At 70.0% G+C, this 15,505-nt stretch carries 15 protein-coding genes; 6 read left to right on the forward strand and 9 right to left on the reverse strand.

Features of this window, described 5'->3' with window-relative positions:
• Window positions 1-188: 188 nt before the first annotated feature.
• Genes carB through pyrR form a run of 6 tightly spaced genes read right to left on the reverse strand, consistent with a single transcriptional unit; the run spans window position 189 to window position 8,063 of the window.
• A complete protein-coding gene (carB, locus tag AB0H50_RS00005; protein ID WP_357444219.1) occupies window positions 189-3,521 on the reverse strand; it encodes a carbamoyl-phosphate synthase large subunit in 3,333 nt (1,110 codons plus the stop codon).
• The gene (carA, locus tag AB0H50_RS00010; RefSeq protein ID WP_357444222.1) at window positions 3,521-4,633 is read right to left on the reverse strand and encodes a glutamine-hydrolyzing carbamoyl-phosphate synthase small subunit; all 1,113 of its coding nucleotides are present in this window, start codon (window positions 4,631-4,633) and stop codon (window positions 3,521-3,523) included. Before carA ends, carB begins: the two co-directional genes overlap by 1 nt.
• The gene (locus tag AB0H50_RS00015; protein ID WP_357444225.1) at window positions 4,630-5,127 is read right to left on the reverse strand and encodes a transporter; all 498 of its coding nucleotides are present in this window, start codon (window positions 5,125-5,127) and stop codon (window positions 4,630-4,632) included. The genes carA and AB0H50_RS00015 overlap by 4 nt, the downstream gene beginning before the upstream one ends.
• Window positions 5,127-6,437 (reverse strand): dihydroorotase, encoded by a 1,311-nt coding sequence (locus tag AB0H50_RS00020; protein WP_357444228.1) that lies wholly within the window; start codon window positions 6,435-6,437, stop codon window positions 5,127-5,129. The genes AB0H50_RS00015 and AB0H50_RS00020 overlap by 1 nt, the downstream gene beginning before the upstream one ends.
• A 28-nt stretch (window positions 6,438-6,465) precedes the next feature.
• A complete protein-coding gene (locus AB0H50_RS00025) occupies window positions 6,466-7,425 on the reverse strand; it encodes an aspartate carbamoyltransferase catalytic subunit (protein ID WP_357444230.1) in 960 nt (319 codons plus the stop codon).
• Window positions 7,422-8,063 (reverse strand): bifunctional pyr operon transcriptional regulator/uracil phosphoribosyltransferase PyrR, encoded by a 642-nt coding sequence (gene pyrR / locus AB0H50_RS00030; protein WP_357444233.1) that lies wholly within the window; start codon window positions 8,061-8,063, stop codon window positions 7,422-7,424. The genes AB0H50_RS00025 and pyrR overlap by 4 nt, the downstream gene beginning before the upstream one ends.
• A gap of 441 nt (window positions 8,064-8,504) precedes the next feature.
• Here pyrR and AB0H50_RS00035 point away from each other — a divergent pair, with 441 nt between their 5' ends.
• Together AB0H50_RS00035 and AB0H50_RS00040 are read left to right on the forward strand one after the other, a co-directional pair.
• A complete protein-coding gene (locus AB0H50_RS00035) occupies window positions 8,505-9,086 on the forward strand; it encodes an alpha-ketoglutarate-dependent dioxygenase AlkB (RefSeq protein ID WP_357447098.1) in 582 nt (193 codons plus the stop codon).
• A 176-nt stretch (window positions 9,087-9,262) separates the two neighbouring features.
• Window positions 9,263-9,976, forward strand: a complete 714-nt coding sequence (locus tag AB0H50_RS00040; protein WP_357444236.1) for an HD domain-containing protein — start codon at window positions 9,263-9,265, stop codon at window positions 9,974-9,976.
• Between the two features lie 12 nt (window positions 9,977-9,988).
• Here AB0H50_RS00040 and AB0H50_RS00045 read toward each other — a convergent pair whose 3' ends face one another.
• Window positions 9,989-10,573: a helix-turn-helix domain-containing protein gene (locus tag AB0H50_RS00045; protein WP_357447101.1), complete on the reverse strand. Its 585-nt coding sequence runs from the start codon at window positions 10,571-10,573 to the stop codon at window positions 9,989-9,991.
• Between the two features lie 91 nt (window positions 10,574-10,664).
• On the opposite strand from AB0H50_RS00045, the gene AB0H50_RS00050 reads away from it, so the two are divergent.
• From AB0H50_RS00050 to AB0H50_RS00065, 4 genes are all read left to right on the forward strand, one after another.
• Window positions 10,665-11,639, forward strand: coding sequence for a zinc-binding dehydrogenase (locus AB0H50_RS00050; protein ID WP_357444239.1), 975 nt, complete (start codon window positions 10,665-10,667; stop codon window positions 11,637-11,639).
• A 148-nt stretch (window positions 11,640-11,787) separates the two neighbouring features.
• Window positions 11,788-12,072, forward strand: a complete 285-nt coding sequence (locus AB0H50_RS00055; RefSeq protein WP_357444242.1) for a hypothetical protein — start codon at window positions 11,788-11,790, stop codon at window positions 12,070-12,072.
• Entirely contained in the window at window positions 12,069-12,377 is a 309-nt protein-coding gene (locus AB0H50_RS00060) for a CopG family transcriptional regulator (protein WP_357444245.1), read from the forward strand. Before AB0H50_RS00055 ends, AB0H50_RS00060 begins: the two co-directional genes overlap by 4 nt.
• 29 nt (window positions 12,378-12,406) lie before the next feature.
• Window positions 12,407-13,585 (forward strand): serpin family protein, encoded by a 1,179-nt coding sequence (locus AB0H50_RS00065; protein WP_357444248.1) that lies wholly within the window; start codon window positions 12,407-12,409, stop codon window positions 13,583-13,585.
• A 71-nt stretch (window positions 13,586-13,656) separates the two neighbouring features.
• Here the strand turns inward: AB0H50_RS00065 and AB0H50_RS00070 are convergent, their stop codons facing one another.
• Together AB0H50_RS00070 and AB0H50_RS00075 are read right to left on the reverse strand one after the other, a co-directional pair.
• Window positions 13,657-14,889 (reverse strand): FAD-dependent oxidoreductase, encoded by a 1,233-nt coding sequence (locus AB0H50_RS00070; protein WP_357444251.1) that lies wholly within the window; start codon window positions 14,887-14,889, stop codon window positions 13,657-13,659.
• A 69-nt stretch (window positions 14,890-14,958) separates the two neighbouring features.
• Window positions 14,959-15,495: a DUF4334 domain-containing protein gene (locus tag AB0H50_RS00075; protein ID WP_357447104.1), complete on the reverse strand. Its 537-nt coding sequence runs from the start codon at window positions 15,493-15,495 to the stop codon at window positions 14,959-14,961.
• Between the last annotated feature and the right edge of the window lie 10 nt (window positions 15,496-15,505).

Here is a 15,505-nt window from a genome sequence, read left to right on the forward strand (position 1 = left end):
CCCTGGTGTCTCGCGTCCCGGCGTTGGTGACTCGCGCTGCGCGCATGCGCTTCGATCGCCGGGACGCGAGACGGCCGCGAACGGTCGCTCGTAAGACTCGCTCCGTGCGGGGCCTGTCGAAGTGGTTCGTCACGTTCGGCTTTCCGGTCCACTTGGCCGATCGTTATCGAGACTTCCGCGCCGATTCCTCAGCCGCGCAGCGACGAATGCAGTTCCTGCAGGGACCGCACGCCGATGCCGCCGTTGATGCTGGCCTCGATGCCCTGCACGGCCGCGGCCGCGCCCTGCACCGTGGTGATGCACGGGATGTTCACGCCCACCGCGGCGGTGCGGATCTCGTACCCGTCCACGCGCGGACCCGAGTTGCCGTAGGGGGTGTTGAACACCATGTCGACTTCGCCGTCGCGGATCTGCTCCACGATGGTCGGCTCGTCGGCCTTGCCCTCCTCGGAGTGCTTGCGCACCTGCTCGCACGGAATACCGTTGCGGCGCAACATTTCCGCGGTGCCCTCGGTGGCCAGGATGCGGAAGCCCAGGTCGTGCAGCCGCTTCACCGGGAACACCATGGCGCGCTTGTCGCGGTTGGCGATCGAGACGAAGACCGTGCCCTCGGTGGGCAGCGAGCCGTATGCCGCGGACTGGCTCTTGGCGAAGGCCGTGCCGAAGTCGGCGTCGATGCCCATCACCTCGCCGGTCGACTTCATCTCCGGGGAGAGCAGCGAATCCACACCGCTGCCGTCGGCGCGCCGGAACCGGTGGAACGGCAGCACCGCTTCCTTCACCGCGACCGGAGCGTCCAGCGCGACGTGGCCGCCGTCGCCCTCGCTCGGCAGCATGCCCTCCTTGCGGAGTTCGGCGATGGTGGCGCCCAGCATGATTCGCGCGCAGGCCTTGGCCAGCGGCACCGCGGTGGCCTTGGAGACGAACGGAACCGTGCGGCTGGCCCTCGGGTTGGCTTCGAGCACGTAGAGCACGTCGTCCTTGAGCGCGTACTGCACGTTGAGCAGGCCCTTGACGCCGATGCCCTTGGCCAGCGCGATCGTCGAGCGGCGCACCGCCTCGATGTCGCTGCGGCCCAAGGTGATCGGGGGCAGCGCGCAGGCCGAGTCGCCGGAGTGGATACCGGCTTCCTCGATGTGCTCCATCACGCCGCCGAGGTAGACCTCCTCGCCGTCGCAGAGCGCGTCGACGTCGATCTCGATGGCGTCCTCGAGGAAACGGTCGACCAGCACCGGGTGCTCGGGGTTCAGCTCGGTGGCGCGGGAGATGTAGCCCTCGAGAGACTTCTCGTCGTAGACGATCTCCATGCCGCGCCCGCCGAGCACGTAGGAAGGCCGCACCAGCACCGGGTAGCCGATGCCCGCGGCGATCTTCTTCGCCTGCTCGACCGTGGTGGCGGTGCCGTACTTCGGCGCGGGCAACCCGGCCGCGACCAGCACCTCACCGAACTCGCCGCGGTCCTCGGCCAGGTCGATGGCGGCCGCGCTGGTGCCGACGACCGGAACGCCCGCGTCGGTCAGCCGCTGCGCGAGACCGAGCGGGGTCTGTCCGCCCAGCTGCACGATGACGCCCGCGACGGTGCCGGACTCGCTTTCCGCGTGATAGACCTCGAGCACGTCCTCGAAGGTGAGCGGCTCGAAGTAGAGCCGGTCGGCGGTGTCGTAGTCGGTGGAGACGGTCTCCGGGTTGCAGTTGACCATCACCGTCTCGTACCCGGCCTGCGACAGCGTCTGCGCCGCGTGCACGCACGAGTAGTCGAACTCGATGCCCTGACCGATGCGGTTCGGGCCGGAGCCGAGGATGATCACCTTCTCGCGCTCGCGCTGCGGCGCCACCTCGGACTCCGCGGCGGGATCGAGCTCGTAGGCCGAGTAGTGGTACGGGGTCTTGGCCTCGAACTCGGCGGCGCAGGTGTCGACGGTCTTGAACACCGGACGCACGCCGAGCCGGTGGCGCAGCGCGCGCACGCCGGTCTCCCCCGCCAGCTCCGGCCGCAGCGCGGCGAGCTGACAGTCGGACAAGCCGTAGTGCTTGGCGCGGCGCAGCAGCGGCTCGTCCAGCACGGGCGCGTCGAGGATCTCCTGGCGCAGCTCGACAAGCCCGGCGACCTCGGCGACGAACCACGGGTCGATGCCGGAGGCCGCGGCCACGTCCTCGATGCTCGCGCCGTAGCGCAGCGCCCGCTCGACCTGGTAGATGCGGCCCTCGGTGGGCGTGCGCAGATCCTCCAGGATCTGGTCGACAGCGGCCTGCACATCACCGTCGGCCGGGGCCCACTGGCCGTCGTCGATGGTCCAGAAGCCGGTCGCCTTGGTCTCCAGCGAGCGCAGCACCTTGCCGAGCGCCTCGGAGAAGTTGCGGCCGAGCGACATGGCCTCGCCCACCGACTTCATGGTGGTGGTCAGGGTCGGGTCGGCGCCGGGGAACTTCTCGAACGCGAACCGCGGCGCCTTGACCACGACGTAGTCCAGGGTCGGCTCGAAACAGGCCGGGGTTTCCTTGGTGATGTCGTTGACGATCTCGTCCAGCGTGTAGCCGATGGCCAGCTTGGCCGCGATCTTCGCGATCGGGAAGCCGGTGGCCTTGGAAGCCAGCGCCGAGGACCGCGAGACGCGCGGGTTCATCTCGATGACGATCAGGCGGCCGTCGCGCGGGTTCACCGCGAACTGGATGTTGCAGCCGCCGGTGTCGACGCCGACCTCGCGCAGGATGGCGATGCCGAGGTCGCGCAGCTTCTGGTACTCGCGGTCGGTGAGCGTCATGGCGGGCGCGACGGTGACCGAGTCGCCGGTGTGCACGCCCATCGGGTCCACGTTCTCGATCGAACAGACCACCACGACGTTGTCGCGGCCGTCGCGCATCAGCTCGAGCTCGTATTCCTTCCAGCCGAGGATGGACTCCTCGATCAGGACGTTGGCGGTCGGCGAGGCGGCCAGACCGCCGCCCGCGATGCGGTCGAGGTCGTCGTGGTTGTAGGCCATGCCGGAGCCGAGGCCGCCCATCGTGAACGAGGGCCGCACGACGACGGGGAAGCCGAGCTCGGCGACCGTCTCGCGCACCTCGTCCATGGTGAAGCAGACCCGCGAGCGGGCGCTCTCGCCGCCGACCTTGGCGACGATGTCCTTGAACTTCTGCCGGTCCTCGCCGCGCTGGATGGCGTCGAAGTCGGCGCCGATCAGCTCGACGTTGTACTTCTCCAGCACGCCGCGCTCGTGCAGCGCGACGGCGGTGTTCAGCGCGGTCTGCCCGCCGAGGGTGGCGAGGATGGCGTCGGGACGCTCCTTCGCGATGACCTTCTCGACGAACTCCGGCGTGATCGGCTCGACGTAGGTGGAGTCGGCGAACTCGGGGTCGGTCATGATCGTCGCCGGGTTGGAGTTCACCAGCGATACGCGCAGGCCCTCGGACCTGAGCACCCGGCACGCCTGGGTGCCGGAATAGTCGAACTCACAGGCCTGGCCGATGACGATCGGGCCCGAGCCGATCACCAGGATGTGGTGTAGATCCTCGCGGCGAGGCATCAGGCTCCTTCCATGAGACCGGCGAAACGGTCGAACAGGTATGCGGCGTCGTGGGGGCCTGCGGCGGCCTCCGGGTGGTACTGCACGGAGAACGCGCGACCGTCGAGCAGGCGCACGCCCTCGACGGTGCCGTCGTTCGCGCAGACGTGGCTGACCTCGGCCTTACCGAACGGGGTGTCGAACTGCTCACCCTGCTCGCCCTCCAGGGCGAAGCCGTGGTTCTGCGCGGTGATCGAGATCCGCCCGGTCTCGTGCTCGACGACCGGGATGTTGATGCCTCGGTGGCCGAACTTCATCTTGTAGGTCTTGCGGCCGAGCGCCCGGCCGAGGATCTGGTTGCCGAAGCAGATGCCGAACAGCGGCAGTCCCTGCTCCAGCACGCCCTGGGTGATCGCGACCGCGCCGTCCTGGGTGGCCGGGTCGCCCGGGCCGTTGGACAGGAAGACGCCGTCGGGCTTCAGCTCGCGGATCTGGTCCAGCGTGACGGTCGATGGCACCACGTGCACGCGCATGCCGCGCTCGGCGAACATGCGCGGGGTGTTGGTCTTGATGCCGAGGTCGACGGCGACGACGGTGAAGCGGCGCTCGCCGGTCGGCTCGATGGTGTAGACCGAGTCGGTGCTGACCTCCTCGGCCAGGTCGGCGCCGAGCATGGACGGCTGGCCGTTGACCCTGGCCAGCAGCGTGTCGGCGTCGGCGAGGGCGGGGCCGGAGAAGATGCCCGCCTTCATCGAGCCGCGGGTGCGCAGGTGGCGCACCAGCGCGCGGGTGTCGACGCCCGCGATGCCGACGATGTCCTGACGCTGCATCGCGTCGGGCAGCGTGGTGGTCGCGCGCCAGTTCGACGCCCGCCGCGCGGGGTCACGCACTACGTAGCCGGCCACCCAGATCTTCGCGGACTCGTCGTCCTCGTCGTTCCATCCGGTGTTGCCGATCTGGGGTGCCGCCGCAACCACGATCTGGCGGTGGTAGCTGGGGTCGGTCAGGGTCTCCTGGTATCCGGTCATCGCGGTGCAGAACACCGCCTCGCCGAGCGTCTCGCCCACCGCGCCGTAGGCGGTGCCGCGGAACACCCGGCCGTCCTCGAGCACCAGCGCAGCCGCTTCGTTCACGTTCTGTCATCTCCCGTCATCGTCCTGGCCCACGCCGGGTACACCGTCTTGTCGTCTCCTCGGAAACCGGTGTCTATCTCGGTTCCGGTCGGCAGCTTCCAGCGAATTACCAGCACACCATCTTCCGTCATCACTTTGCCCGCGTGGCCGCGTTCGGTGCGCACCGCCGTGATGGATTCCTGCGGAATCCAGATCACCGTCGCCCCGTCGCGCTCCAGCAGAATCCCCCGCTCGAACCGCGTGAGCTCCGCCGTGGCGCGGAAACCCAGATCGCCCACCGCGATCCGGTCCTGCCAGCTGGGCGCGACGGTGCTGCCGAGGTACAGCCCGGTGGTCGGTTCCAGCACCTGCGCGCCGAGCTCCGCGGGCACCGGCGGCAGTTCACCGATTCGCGCCTGCTGACGCGCCGCGCGGTTGCGCCAGCCCAGGTACATCAGCCAGATGCCGAGCGCGAACAGCGCGAACAGCCCGACCACCCACAGCATTCTCTCCACTAGGGACCTCCTGTGCCGAAGCCGACCGCCTTGCCGTCGCGGGCGGTCACCCGGCCGCGCAGCAACGTCGTCGTCACCTTGGCCGGGAAGGTCATCGCCTCGAACGGCGTGTTGTTCGAGATACTGGCCAGCTCTGCGGCGCGCACCGTCCAGGTGGCGTCGGGATCGACCAGGGTGAGGTTCGCGGGCTCGCCCACCTCCAGAGGACGGCCGTGGTCGTCGAGTCCGACGATCTGCGCGGGACGCTCGCTCATCACACGGGCCACGCCGCGCCAGTCCAGCAGCCCCGGACGCACCATCGTCTGCACGATGATCGACAGCGCGGTCTCCAGCCCGAGCATACCGGGACGGGCCGCGGCGAATTCGCAGCATTTGTCCTGTTCGGCGTGCGGGGCGTGGTCGGTGGCCACGCAGTCGATCACGCCATCGGCGAGCGCCTGCCGCAGCGCCGCGGCGTCGGAGGCCTCGCGCAGCGGCGGGTTGACCTTGTTGACCGCGTCGTAGGTCTCCAGCCGCGAGTCGTCCAGCAGCAGGTGGTGCGGCGTAACCTCGGCGGTGATCGAAATGCCCTGGGATTTCGCCCATTTCACCAGTTCGACGGTGCCTGCCGTGGACGCGTGGCAGATGTGCACGCGCGCGCCCGCGTCCCTGGCGAGCAGCGCGTCACGGGCCACGATCGATTCCTCGGCGGCGCGCGGCCAGCCCGCAAGCCCGAGACGGGCCGCGGTGGGGCCCTCGTGCGCGACCGCGCCCTTGGTCAGCCGCGGCTCCTCCGCGTGCTGGGCGATGAGCACGCCGAGCGAGTTCGAGTACTCCAGCGCGCGGCGCATGATCAGCGGGTCGTAGACGCAGTGTCCGTCGTCGGAGAACACGCGCACCGCGCCGACTCCGGCGGCCATGGTGCCCATCTCCGCGAGCTGCTTGCCCTCCAGGCCGACCGTCACCGCGCCCACCGGGAACACGTCGACGAGGCCGACCTCCTGACCGCGCCGCCAGACGTGGTCGGTGACGACCACCGAGTCGGCGACCGGGTTGGTGTTGGCCATGGCGAACACGGCGGTGTAGCCGCCGAGCGCGGCGGCGGCCGAGCCGGTTTCGATGGTCTCGGTGTCCTCGCGGCCCGGTTCGCGCAGGTGGGTGTGCAGGTCGACGAAGCCGGGCAGCAGGATCTGACCGTGCGCCTCGATGATCTCGGCGTCCACGATGCCGAGATCGGTGCTGATCTGCCGGATCTCGCCGTCGGCGACGAAAACGTCGACCGGCTCGCCCTCGCCGTAGATCAAGGCCCCCTTGATCAACAGCCCAGTCATCGCGTCACCTTCCGCTCGTCGTTGCCGTTCATGCCACCGCCTCCTGCGCGCCGACCAGCAGCCGGAAGAGCACTGCCATGCGCAGGTGCACGCCGTTGGTGACCTGCTGCAGGATCGCGGCCTTCGGCGAGTCCGCGACGGCGGAGGCGATTTCCATGCCGCGCAGCATCGGGCCGGGGTGCATGACCACCGCATGCTCGGGGAGCAGTGCGAGCCTGCGCTCGGACAGCCCGTAGCGCACCGAGTACTCGCGCGCCGAAGGGAAGAAACCGCCGTTCATGCGCTCGGCCTGCACGCGCAGCATGAGCACGGCGTCGGCGCCGGGCAGTTCGGCGTCCAGGTGGTGCGAGACCCGGGCGGGCCAGGCTTCGACGCCGATCGGCAGCAGCGTGCGCGGCGCGACCAGCACCACCTCGGCGCCAAGAGTGTTCAGCAGGAAGACGTTCGAGCGCGCCACCCGGCTGTGCAGGATGTCGCCGACGATCACGACCCGCTTGCCTTCGATGTCGCCGAGCCGCTGGCGCAGCGTCAGCGCGTCGAGCAGCGCTTGGGTCGGGTGTTCGTGCATGCCGTCGCCCGCGTTGACGATCGCGGGACCGTAGGCCCGGCCCTCGGCGCGGGCCCATCCGTCCATCCAGTGCGCGATCTGGTGCGCGGCGCCGGAGGCGGGGTGGCGCACGATGAGCGCGTCCGCGCCCGCGGCGTGCAGGGTCAGTGCCGTGTCGCGCAGCGATTCGCCCTTCGACACCGACGAGCTGCTCGCGCTGACGTTGATCACGTCGGCGCTCATCCACTTCCCGGCGACCTCGAAGGACACCCGGGTGCGGGTGGAGTTCTCGTAGAACACCGTCATGATGGTGCGGCCGCGCAGGGTAGGCAGCTTGTGCACCTCGCGACCGAGCAGCGCCTGCTCGAAGCGCTCGGCTTCGTCGAGCAACTCGGTCGCGGCGACGCGGTCCAGATCGGTGACGCTCAGCAGGTGTCTCACGCCTCGGCCTCCTGGTGCAGATAGACCCCGTCCCGGCCGTCGTGTTCGGTGAGCAGCACCGAGATGTCCTCCGCCCGCGAGGTGGGCACGTTCTTGCCGACGAAGTCGGCGCGGATCGGTAGTTCGCGGTGGCCCCGGTCGATCAGCACGGCCAGCTGCACCGCGCGCGGGCGGCCGAGGTCGCGCAGCCCGTCCAGCGCCGAGCGCACGGTGCGGCCGGAGAACAGCACGTCGTCGACGAGCACCACGAGCGCGTCCTCGATACCGCCGTCGGGCACCGAGGTCCGCTCCAGCGGGCGGTGCGGGCGACTGCGCAGGTCGTCGCGATAGAGGGTGATGTCGAGCGAGCCGAGAGCCGGGCGGACGCCGGAGAATTCCTCGATCTTGTCGGTCAGCCGCGCGGCCAGGGTGGTGCCGCGGGTCGGGATGCCGATCAGCACCACGCGCGGCGAGCCGGCCTCGTCGGAGTCCAGCGCGGTCTTCTCGATGATCTGGTGCGCGATGCGCGCGATGGTCCGGCCGACGTCGGAAGCCGACAACAGCTCCCGCCCCGCCGCCACCCATTCGGGTGTGTGCCGCTGAGATTGCGTCGTCTCGGCAGCGCCGGACTTGGCGGCCCGATCTCCGGGCACGGCCATGCCGACCTCCTTCCCCGCCTCACCGGACGGTCCGTTAAAGGATGTCTTTACGGCTAGCAGCGTAACAGCGCCTTCGACACCGCTTTCACCAGGCATATCGGCCTGTGAGCTGTCCCACGAACGAGCTGTGAGCGGTGCCACGCATCACCCGTTGTGATGCGGCGACGGGCCCCTTTGATCCCCCGCGGTTTCGAGGGCAGGGTACTGCGCACGCCGGTGTTTCATCGATCGAATACGGAGGCGGTGATCGAGAGCTCGCCGAAGAAGCCTGCTGCCCGGGGGTATCGAACGTCCGCTCGGCGTGGACTCGCTGGCGATTCCGCGGCCGTGATCGCGCGCGACATTTTCGGCCGCAGGTGTGTGCACATATGTTCGAATGGAGGTAGTGTCGGCCGGGTGACCGCTTGGCTGCAGGGTTCGCTGTTCGACGGGTTCGGGGATATGCGCCTCGGCTCGCTCGATGGCACGCAGCGCATGTCGCTGTCGGACGGCGCGTGGGTCGACGTCCGGCCCGGATGGCTCAGCGGAGCCGACGCACTGTTCGACCGGTTGGCGCGGGAGGTCCCGTGGCAGGCCGAGCGCAGGCCGATGTACGACCGCGTGGTCGACGTCCCCAGGCTTTTGCATTTCTACGACGAACAGGCGGAGCTGCCGGATCCCATCCTGGACGAGGCGCGCGACGCGCTGAGCCGCCATTACGCTGCCGAACTCGGCGAACCGTTCCGCACGGCGGGCCTGTGCTACTACCGCGACGGGCGCGACAGCGTCGCCTGGCACGGCGACACCTTCGGCCGCGGGGCGACGCACGACACCATGGTCGCGATCCTGTCTCTCGGCGCACCGCGCGCCCTGCTGCTGCGTCCGCGCCGGGGCGGGGCGAGCATCCGCCACCAGGCCGGTCACGGCGATCTGCTGGTCATGGGCGGCTCCTGCCAGCGCACCTGGGAGCACGCGGTGCCCAAGACGCGCAAGCCGGTCGGCCCTCGGATCAGCGTCCAGTTCCGGCCACGCAACGTGCGCTGAGCCCAGCCCGGCAACACGACGTGGCGTCCGATTCGAAAACGATTGGCGGCGAAGCGCATTCGTCATCCGCAGAAAACAACTGAGACCGATTCGCGCGCGAGAATCACTCCGGTCCATCAGATGAACAAGTGTCACAGGGCACTGCGCGCGGCCGATCGGCCCGATAGATTGGCGGTATGAGCAATCCTGGGGCGGGAGTCTTGGCCGTGATGCCGCTGCACACGATCAGCGAGGTCTACGGCGAGGCGGGACTGCGCGATCGACTGCTGCTCGAGATCGCGGAACTGCCGGACGGCGATCGCCTGACCGAGGCGCTGGATCTGGCCTCCGAATTGCACCGCGACGACCGCTACGGCCGCGAGCCCTATCTGAATCATCTACTGCGCGTGGCGATCCGGATCGTCAGCCACTACGAGGTGCGCGACACCGACGTGGTGGCGGCCGGCTTGCTGCACGATTCCGTGGAAGACCACCCGGCCGAGCTGGCCGGAACGCGCACGGGCTCCCGCACCGACGCCGCGCTCACCGAACTGTCCGAGCGCTTCGGCGGCCGGGTCGCCGAGCTCGTCGCCGCCGTCACCGTCCCCGAGCCCGACCCCGAGCGCGACAGCCACGAGCAGTACCGCGATCACGTCGCGACGACCCTGGATCGCGCACCGTGGGCGCGGGTCGTCAAGCTCTCCGATTTCACCGACAACGGCGTGGGCATCCTCTACGCCGACGGGCCGATCATGCGCAAGCTGGCCGTGAAGTACAGCCCCCTCACCGACGTGTACCGCGATTTGGTGAGCAGGCCGGACACGCCCCTCGCCGACCACGTCAAGCAGCACATCCTCGGCCAGCTCGATCGCGCCGACGAACGCTTCGAGGCCATCCTCGCGCGCGACTGACGAGCCGCCGCGTTACCCGGGCCCAGGCGCTCGCAGCACCGACGCGACCAGATCGCGCATCGCGGCGCGCAAGCGATCCGACTCCCCGGCGCGCACCATCCGGGACGCCAGCTCACCGCCCAACGGAGCGAGCAGCAGCGCGCCGACCGCTTCGGCGTCCAGGTCCGGACGCGCCTCCGCGAGCATCGCGGTGATGTGCGCGGCCCAGAACCTGTGGAACTCTTCGCGTCTCGGGTGCGGCGGCACCGCGTTGTAGGCCACGACCAGTTCGACGTTGTCGATCACCAGGTCCGTCATCGCCGCGAAGTAGGCCGACAGACGCTCGGCGGCGGGCGCGCCCGGCCCCAGTGGCGGCGGACCGCTGGAGACGGCCTCCATCAGGGCGACCGCGGGTTCGGCGACCAACTCGTGCAGCAGCCCGGCCCGGCTGCCGAAGCGATGGAAGATGGTGCCTTTGCCCACCCCTGCCGCGGCCGCAACGCGATCCATGGTGACGCCCTCGGCCCCGTACTCGGCGAGCAGTGTCCTGGTCGCGTCCAGGATCGCGCGCCGGTTGCGGGCGGCGTCGGCCCGTTCTCGCGTGCGCCCCTCGGACATGTCACCGCCTTCGGTCATTGACAAAGTTGACCGACGGTCCATATCGTCGTGGCGAGATATCTGGACCATCAGTCAACTTATGGAGTTCTCGATGCGGGCAATCGTAATGACAGGTGTAGGCGGGCCCGAGGTGCTGGTTGCGCGGGAGATGGCGCAGCCGAGTCCGGGGGCGGGCGAACTGGTCGTCCGGGCGGAGGCGATCCCGGTGCTCTATCCGGAGGTCGCGATCCGCGCGGGCAGTTTTCCGACGCCCGCCGAGCCGCCGCTTGTGTTCGGTTTTCAGGCCGCCGGTGTCGTCGCCGAGACCGGGGCCGGCGTCGATCCCGGTCTGGTCGGACGTCGAGTCGTGGTGGCCACCAACGGTTCCGGCGCCTACGCCGACTTCGCGGTCGCGGATGTCACGCAGGCGACGCCCATCCCGGACGGTGTGGACACCGCCGTCGCCGCCGCGGTCCTGATGGGAGGTTCGGTCGCCGCCGCCCTGATCGACACGGCAGCGCCCACCTCGGACGAGACCGTGCTGATCGAAGCGGCCGCGACCGGTGTCGGCGCTTACCTCACCCAGTACGCGACCCGTCGCGGTGCGCGCGTCGTCGCGACGGCGGGCGGTCCGGCCAAGGCCGCACGAGCTCGTGAGCTCGGGGCCACCGAGGTGATCGACCACAACGATCCGGAGTGGACCGACCGCCTCCGCGCCGTGCTCGACGGCGCCACGCTGGACGTCGTGTTCGACGCGATCGGCGGAGCCGCGACACCGAAGCTGCTCGACCTCATGACTCCGCTGCGCGGGCGCATGCTCGGTTATGGCTTCCTCTCCGGCGCTCCCGCGCCGATCACCGCGATCGACGTCATCACCCGCGGACTGACCTTGATCGGTTGCGCGGGCCCCGCGTGGCTCGGCAAGGTGGCGGGCTACCGCGCGGCGGTCCTCGCCGAAGTCGCAGCCGGAACGCTCGAACCTCTCCTCGATGTGACGCTGCCCCTCGACCAGGCAGCCCGTGCCCACGAACTGCTGGAGCAGCGCGCCGCGTTCGGCACGATCATCCTGCGTCCGGACCACGCCTGACTCGGCCTGCCCATACACCGGGAAACACACCGCCGGGAACGAACCGGATTCCCCTCCGCCCGTGGGCCGTTCGTCGACGCACTCAACCAGATCTTGCCGCGCAGCTCGAGGTACCACGCGGGTGGTACCCGGCGGGTAGGATCGGGTGGTGGCCTACGAGTGGTGGTACGGCATCTCGGCGGTCCTGGCGTTGGCCGGGATCGAGCGTCACGAGGTGATCGAGGTGCTCTACGCCGACCGTCGCTGGCCGCGCCGTGGCGTCGACCCGATCACCGGGGTATCGGCGCTGACGATCTGGGGCCGCACCGATGACGGGCGACCGTTGATCGTCACCCTGCGAGCGCTGGACGGCTCCGATCATCAGATCGTCGCGGCCCAGCCGATGACACCGGATCGACTCCAGGAATTCAGCAAGTGGGAGAAGACGCGATGAGCAGCACCGAATGGCCAGACACCCCCGAAGAGATGGCCGCTCTCGCCGCGCGTCTGGAATACAGCGACGCTGCGGTCGAACTGCCGCCGACCCCCGGCCCCGAGGGCATCATGGTGTCGCGGTCGCTCAAGATGCCGACCGAGCTGGACGCGCGGATCAAGGCCGCGGCCACCGATCGCGGTATCACCCAGTCCATGTTGATGCGCCAGCTGCTGGAGACCGGGCTCGCCGCGATCGAGCACGATCACCCGATCTCGCTGACCGACGCCATCCGCGTGCTGTCCGGTCTGGCCAAGCCCGCCTGACCCCTGCCGGTCGCGGCTATCGTGGCGACGTGGGGAGCACAGTCGACACGCGAACAGCTGCCGTCAACGATCTGACCGCGCGGTGGGTGGCCGCGGCGGGCGAGGACGATTTCGTCGTCTCCGGCGCCGGGCTCTGGCCGCTGCTCGCCTTGCTCGCCGGAGCCGCATCGGGACCAGCCCGGGACGAGCTGGAAGCCGCCATCGGACTGCCCGCCGAGGCGGCGCACGGTGCCGCGCTGGAGCTGACGCGGATCATGGCCGAGTCAAACGACGTGTCCGCGGTGCTCGGCACGTGGTTCGCCGAGACGCTTCCGCTGCGCCGCGAATGGACCGACACCATGCCGCCGGAGATGATCGGCCGGCTGACCGGGCAGGACGCGCTCGACGCCTGGGCCGCCCGCGGGACCGGCGGGCTGATCGAACGATTCCCCTTGCGCCTCACGCCCGACACCCTCGTGGTGCTGGCGACCGCACTGGTCGCCAAGACTCGGTGGCGCGAACCATTCGATGAAACCGTGCTGTGCCCCGAATCCGGGCCGTGGCAGGGCATCAAGGGGCGCGGCCTGGCACGATCGACCGGTGACCTCACCGCGGTCGCCCTCCTGGATGGCCCGGACCCCGTGACGCGGGTGGTGGTCACCGGAACCGCCGACCTGGACGTGCACCTTCTCCTCGGATCCTCCGAACCGGACGCGGTGCTCGCCACCGGCCTCGCGGCCCTCACCGGAAAGACGCCTGTCCGCAGCGTCCTGGACGCGCAAACCAGCGGACCCGGGCTGCGAGTCTCGCAATACCGCTCGCCGCGGCCCGGCGACCGGCTCGACATCCGCCTGCCGCCCTTCGAGATCCGCTCGTCGCACGACCTGTGCGCCACGCCCGAACTGTTCGGCCTCAGCACGGCCATGACCAGCGACCACGGCCACTTCCCGGCGATCTCGCCGGAGGAGCTGGCGATCGCCCAGGGCGCACAGGACGTGCTGGCGCGCTTCACCAGCGAGGGTTTCGAAGCCGCGGCCGTCACCGCCATATCCGCCAGGGCGGTGAGCATGCCGTTGCCGGGCGACCACCTGGTCACCGAGGTCGACGTCGTCTTCGATCGGCCGTTCGGCTTCCTGGCCGTGCATAGAGAGACCGGACTCGCCGTGGTCGCGGGCTGGGTCGCGCGGCTACCGATCCACCGCGACGACCCGGATTCGTTGCTCGTCTAGGCCCCGTCTCGAAGTCCGGCCGGATGCATCCGTGGCTCGGATCGTCGCCTGGCAAGGCGGAGGAGGAGCCTTCAGCGCGTCCGCCGCGCGAAATCCGGTGCGTGCTCGGGCAATACCCCGCGAGCGATCAGGAAGGCCGGAACGCCGCGCAACACCGGGACGCGCCGCAGCACCCGCAGTGGCCACGGCGCGTTCCCGGCGTGCGAGAGGTCCACCCGACCCGAGAGCGCGGGCCCGATGGCCCAGGCGTGCAGCGACCGCTGCATGCCCTGCGTGACGACGGTCGGTAACCAGCGGCGGCGCTGCACCCTGGCCAGGTCCCTGACCCGCACCCGTCCGGAAAGGAGCGGTGCGGCCAGGATTCTCGCGGCCGCCACGGCGTCCTGTACGGCGAGGTTGATGCCGACTCCACCGGCCGGGGACATGGCGTGCGCGGCGTCGCCGAGGCACAGCAGCCCGTCGATGTACCAGCGTTCCAGTCGGTCCAGCTGCACGTCGAGGAGCTTGACCTCGTCCCAGCCGCGCAGCGCGTCGACGCGGTCGGCCAGCCACGGTGCGGCCTCGGCCATGTCGCGCAGGATCGCCCCAACAGGTCCGCGCCTGGCCTCGGCGTCACTGCCTTTGGCGATGAGGGTTGCGCACTGCCAGTAGTCGCCGCGATCGAGCATGACGGCAGCGCGGCGGGGGGTGACGAGCGGAATCGCGCCCGCGGGATCGATCCCGGTGCGCGGCAGGCGAAACCACCACACGTCCATCGGCGTCGGCCAGCGGCGCGTGCGCAGCCCGGCGGCGGTCCTGAGCACCGAATCGCGTCCATCGCAGGCGACGGTGAGCGCGGCCTCGATCGCACCGGCGCCACCCTCGGTGGTCCGGTACCGCACACCCGCCACCCGGCCATCGGTGTGGACCAGGCCGGTGGCCTCGGTGTTCCTCCGCAGCCGGAAGCCCGGTTCGCGATCGGCGGCGCGGGCGAGCAGATCGAGCAGGTCCCACTGCGGCACCATCGCGATGTATTTGTGTTTGCCGGGAAGGGTGTTCAGCGTCGCCAGGGTCTGCAACGAGCCGCCGACCGGCAACTGCACCGATTCCAGCCGCCGCGCGGGCAGTTTCGCGAACTCCTCGCCGAGGCCGAGTTCGTCGAGCAGGTCCAGGGTGGTGGGGTGCACGGTGTCACCGCGGAAATCGCGCAGGAAGTCGCCGTGTTTCTCCAGCACGGTGACCTCGACACCGGCGCGGGCGAGCAGCAGGCCGAGCACCATGCCCGCGGGCCCACCACCGACCACCAGACAGGTCGTTCGTTCCATCGACGGTCTCCCCTCGCACGGCGATCGACCTCTCGGGCGACGAGTCCGATGGTATGCCGTGCGCGCGGCCTATCGGCGCAGGACGAAGAAGTACGGCTCGGTCATGCCGCGCAGATCCATCACCCCGAACAACGTGTGCGCGTCGACGCGGCGGAAGTGGTCGATGATCGGCAGGTGGTCGTAGGCCATCGCCGCGCTCACCTCGCCGCGGAATTCGACGTCGCGCAGCCGGGCGGTGTGGTCGCGGGCGCGCAGCACGGGACCGAGCACCGGCAGCATCGAGCGCAACATCCGCACACCGGACAGCGGCACCTTGCCCGCCAGACTCAGCGGCACCCGGCGCGGGTCGACGGGGAACACCACCCCGCCTGCGTCCGCGAACAGCAGCGGGTGCACGGTGTCGGGCCCGTCGAATTGCTTGCCATACCAGCCGGACGCGGCGAGCATGCCGTCGAACGGGTGACCGGTGTCCAGTTCCTCGCCGCGCCAGCGTCCGGTCGTCACCTCGGCGACCCGAATGCCCGGCAGACGGTCGAACAGCGCCCACGCCTGCTCGGTGGTGCACCCGCCGGTCTGCAGCGCGGCCAGTTCGGCGGTTCCTGTCATGGGCGTTTCG

This window comes from Nocardia sp. NPDC050793 (assembly GCF_040654065.1).
GTDB lineage: Bacteria > Actinomycetota > Actinomycetes > Mycobacteriales > Mycobacteriaceae > Nocardia.

What these genes read in the sequence shown, in the direction of transcription:
- AB0H50_RS00070 (WP_357444251.1), bottom strand. Translation starts at nt 14,889, where the DNA reads ATGGAACGAACGACCTGTCTGGTGGTCGGTGGTGGGCCCGCGGGCATG.
- AB0H50_RS00020 (WP_357444228.1), bottom strand. Translation starts at nt 6,437, where the DNA reads ATGACTGGGCTGTTGATCAAGGGGGCCTTGATCTACGGCGAGGGCGAG.
- AB0H50_RS00040 (WP_357444236.1), top strand. Translation starts at nt 9,263, where the DNA reads ATGAGCAATCCTGGGGCGGGAGTCTTGGCCGTGATGCCGCTGCACACG.
- AB0H50_RS00075 (WP_357447104.1), bottom strand. Translation starts at nt 15,495, where the DNA reads ATGACAGGAACCGCCGAACTGGCCGCGCTGCAGACCGGCGGGTGCACC.
- pyrR (WP_357444233.1), bottom strand. Translation starts at nt 8,063, where the DNA reads ATGGCCGTGCCCGGAGATCGGGCCGCCAAGTCCGGCGCTGCCGAGACG.
- AB0H50_RS00060 (WP_357444245.1), top strand. Translation starts at nt 12,069, where the DNA reads ATGAGCAGCACCGAATGGCCAGACACCCCCGAAGAGATGGCCGCTCTC.
- AB0H50_RS00035 (WP_357447098.1), top strand. Translation starts at nt 8,505, where the DNA reads ATGCGCCTCGGCTCGCTCGATGGCACGCAGCGCATGTCGCTGTCGGAC.
- AB0H50_RS00050 (WP_357444239.1), top strand. Translation starts at nt 10,665, where the DNA reads ATGCGGGCAATCGTAATGACAGGTGTAGGCGGGCCCGAGGTGCTGGTT.
- AB0H50_RS00045 (WP_357447101.1), bottom strand. Translation starts at nt 10,573, where the DNA reads ATGTCCGAGGGGCGCACGCGAGAACGGGCCGACGCCGCCCGCAACCGG.
- carB (WP_357444219.1), bottom strand. Translation starts at nt 3,521, where the DNA reads ATGCCTCGCCGCGAGGATCTACACCACATCCTGGTGATCGGCTCGGGC.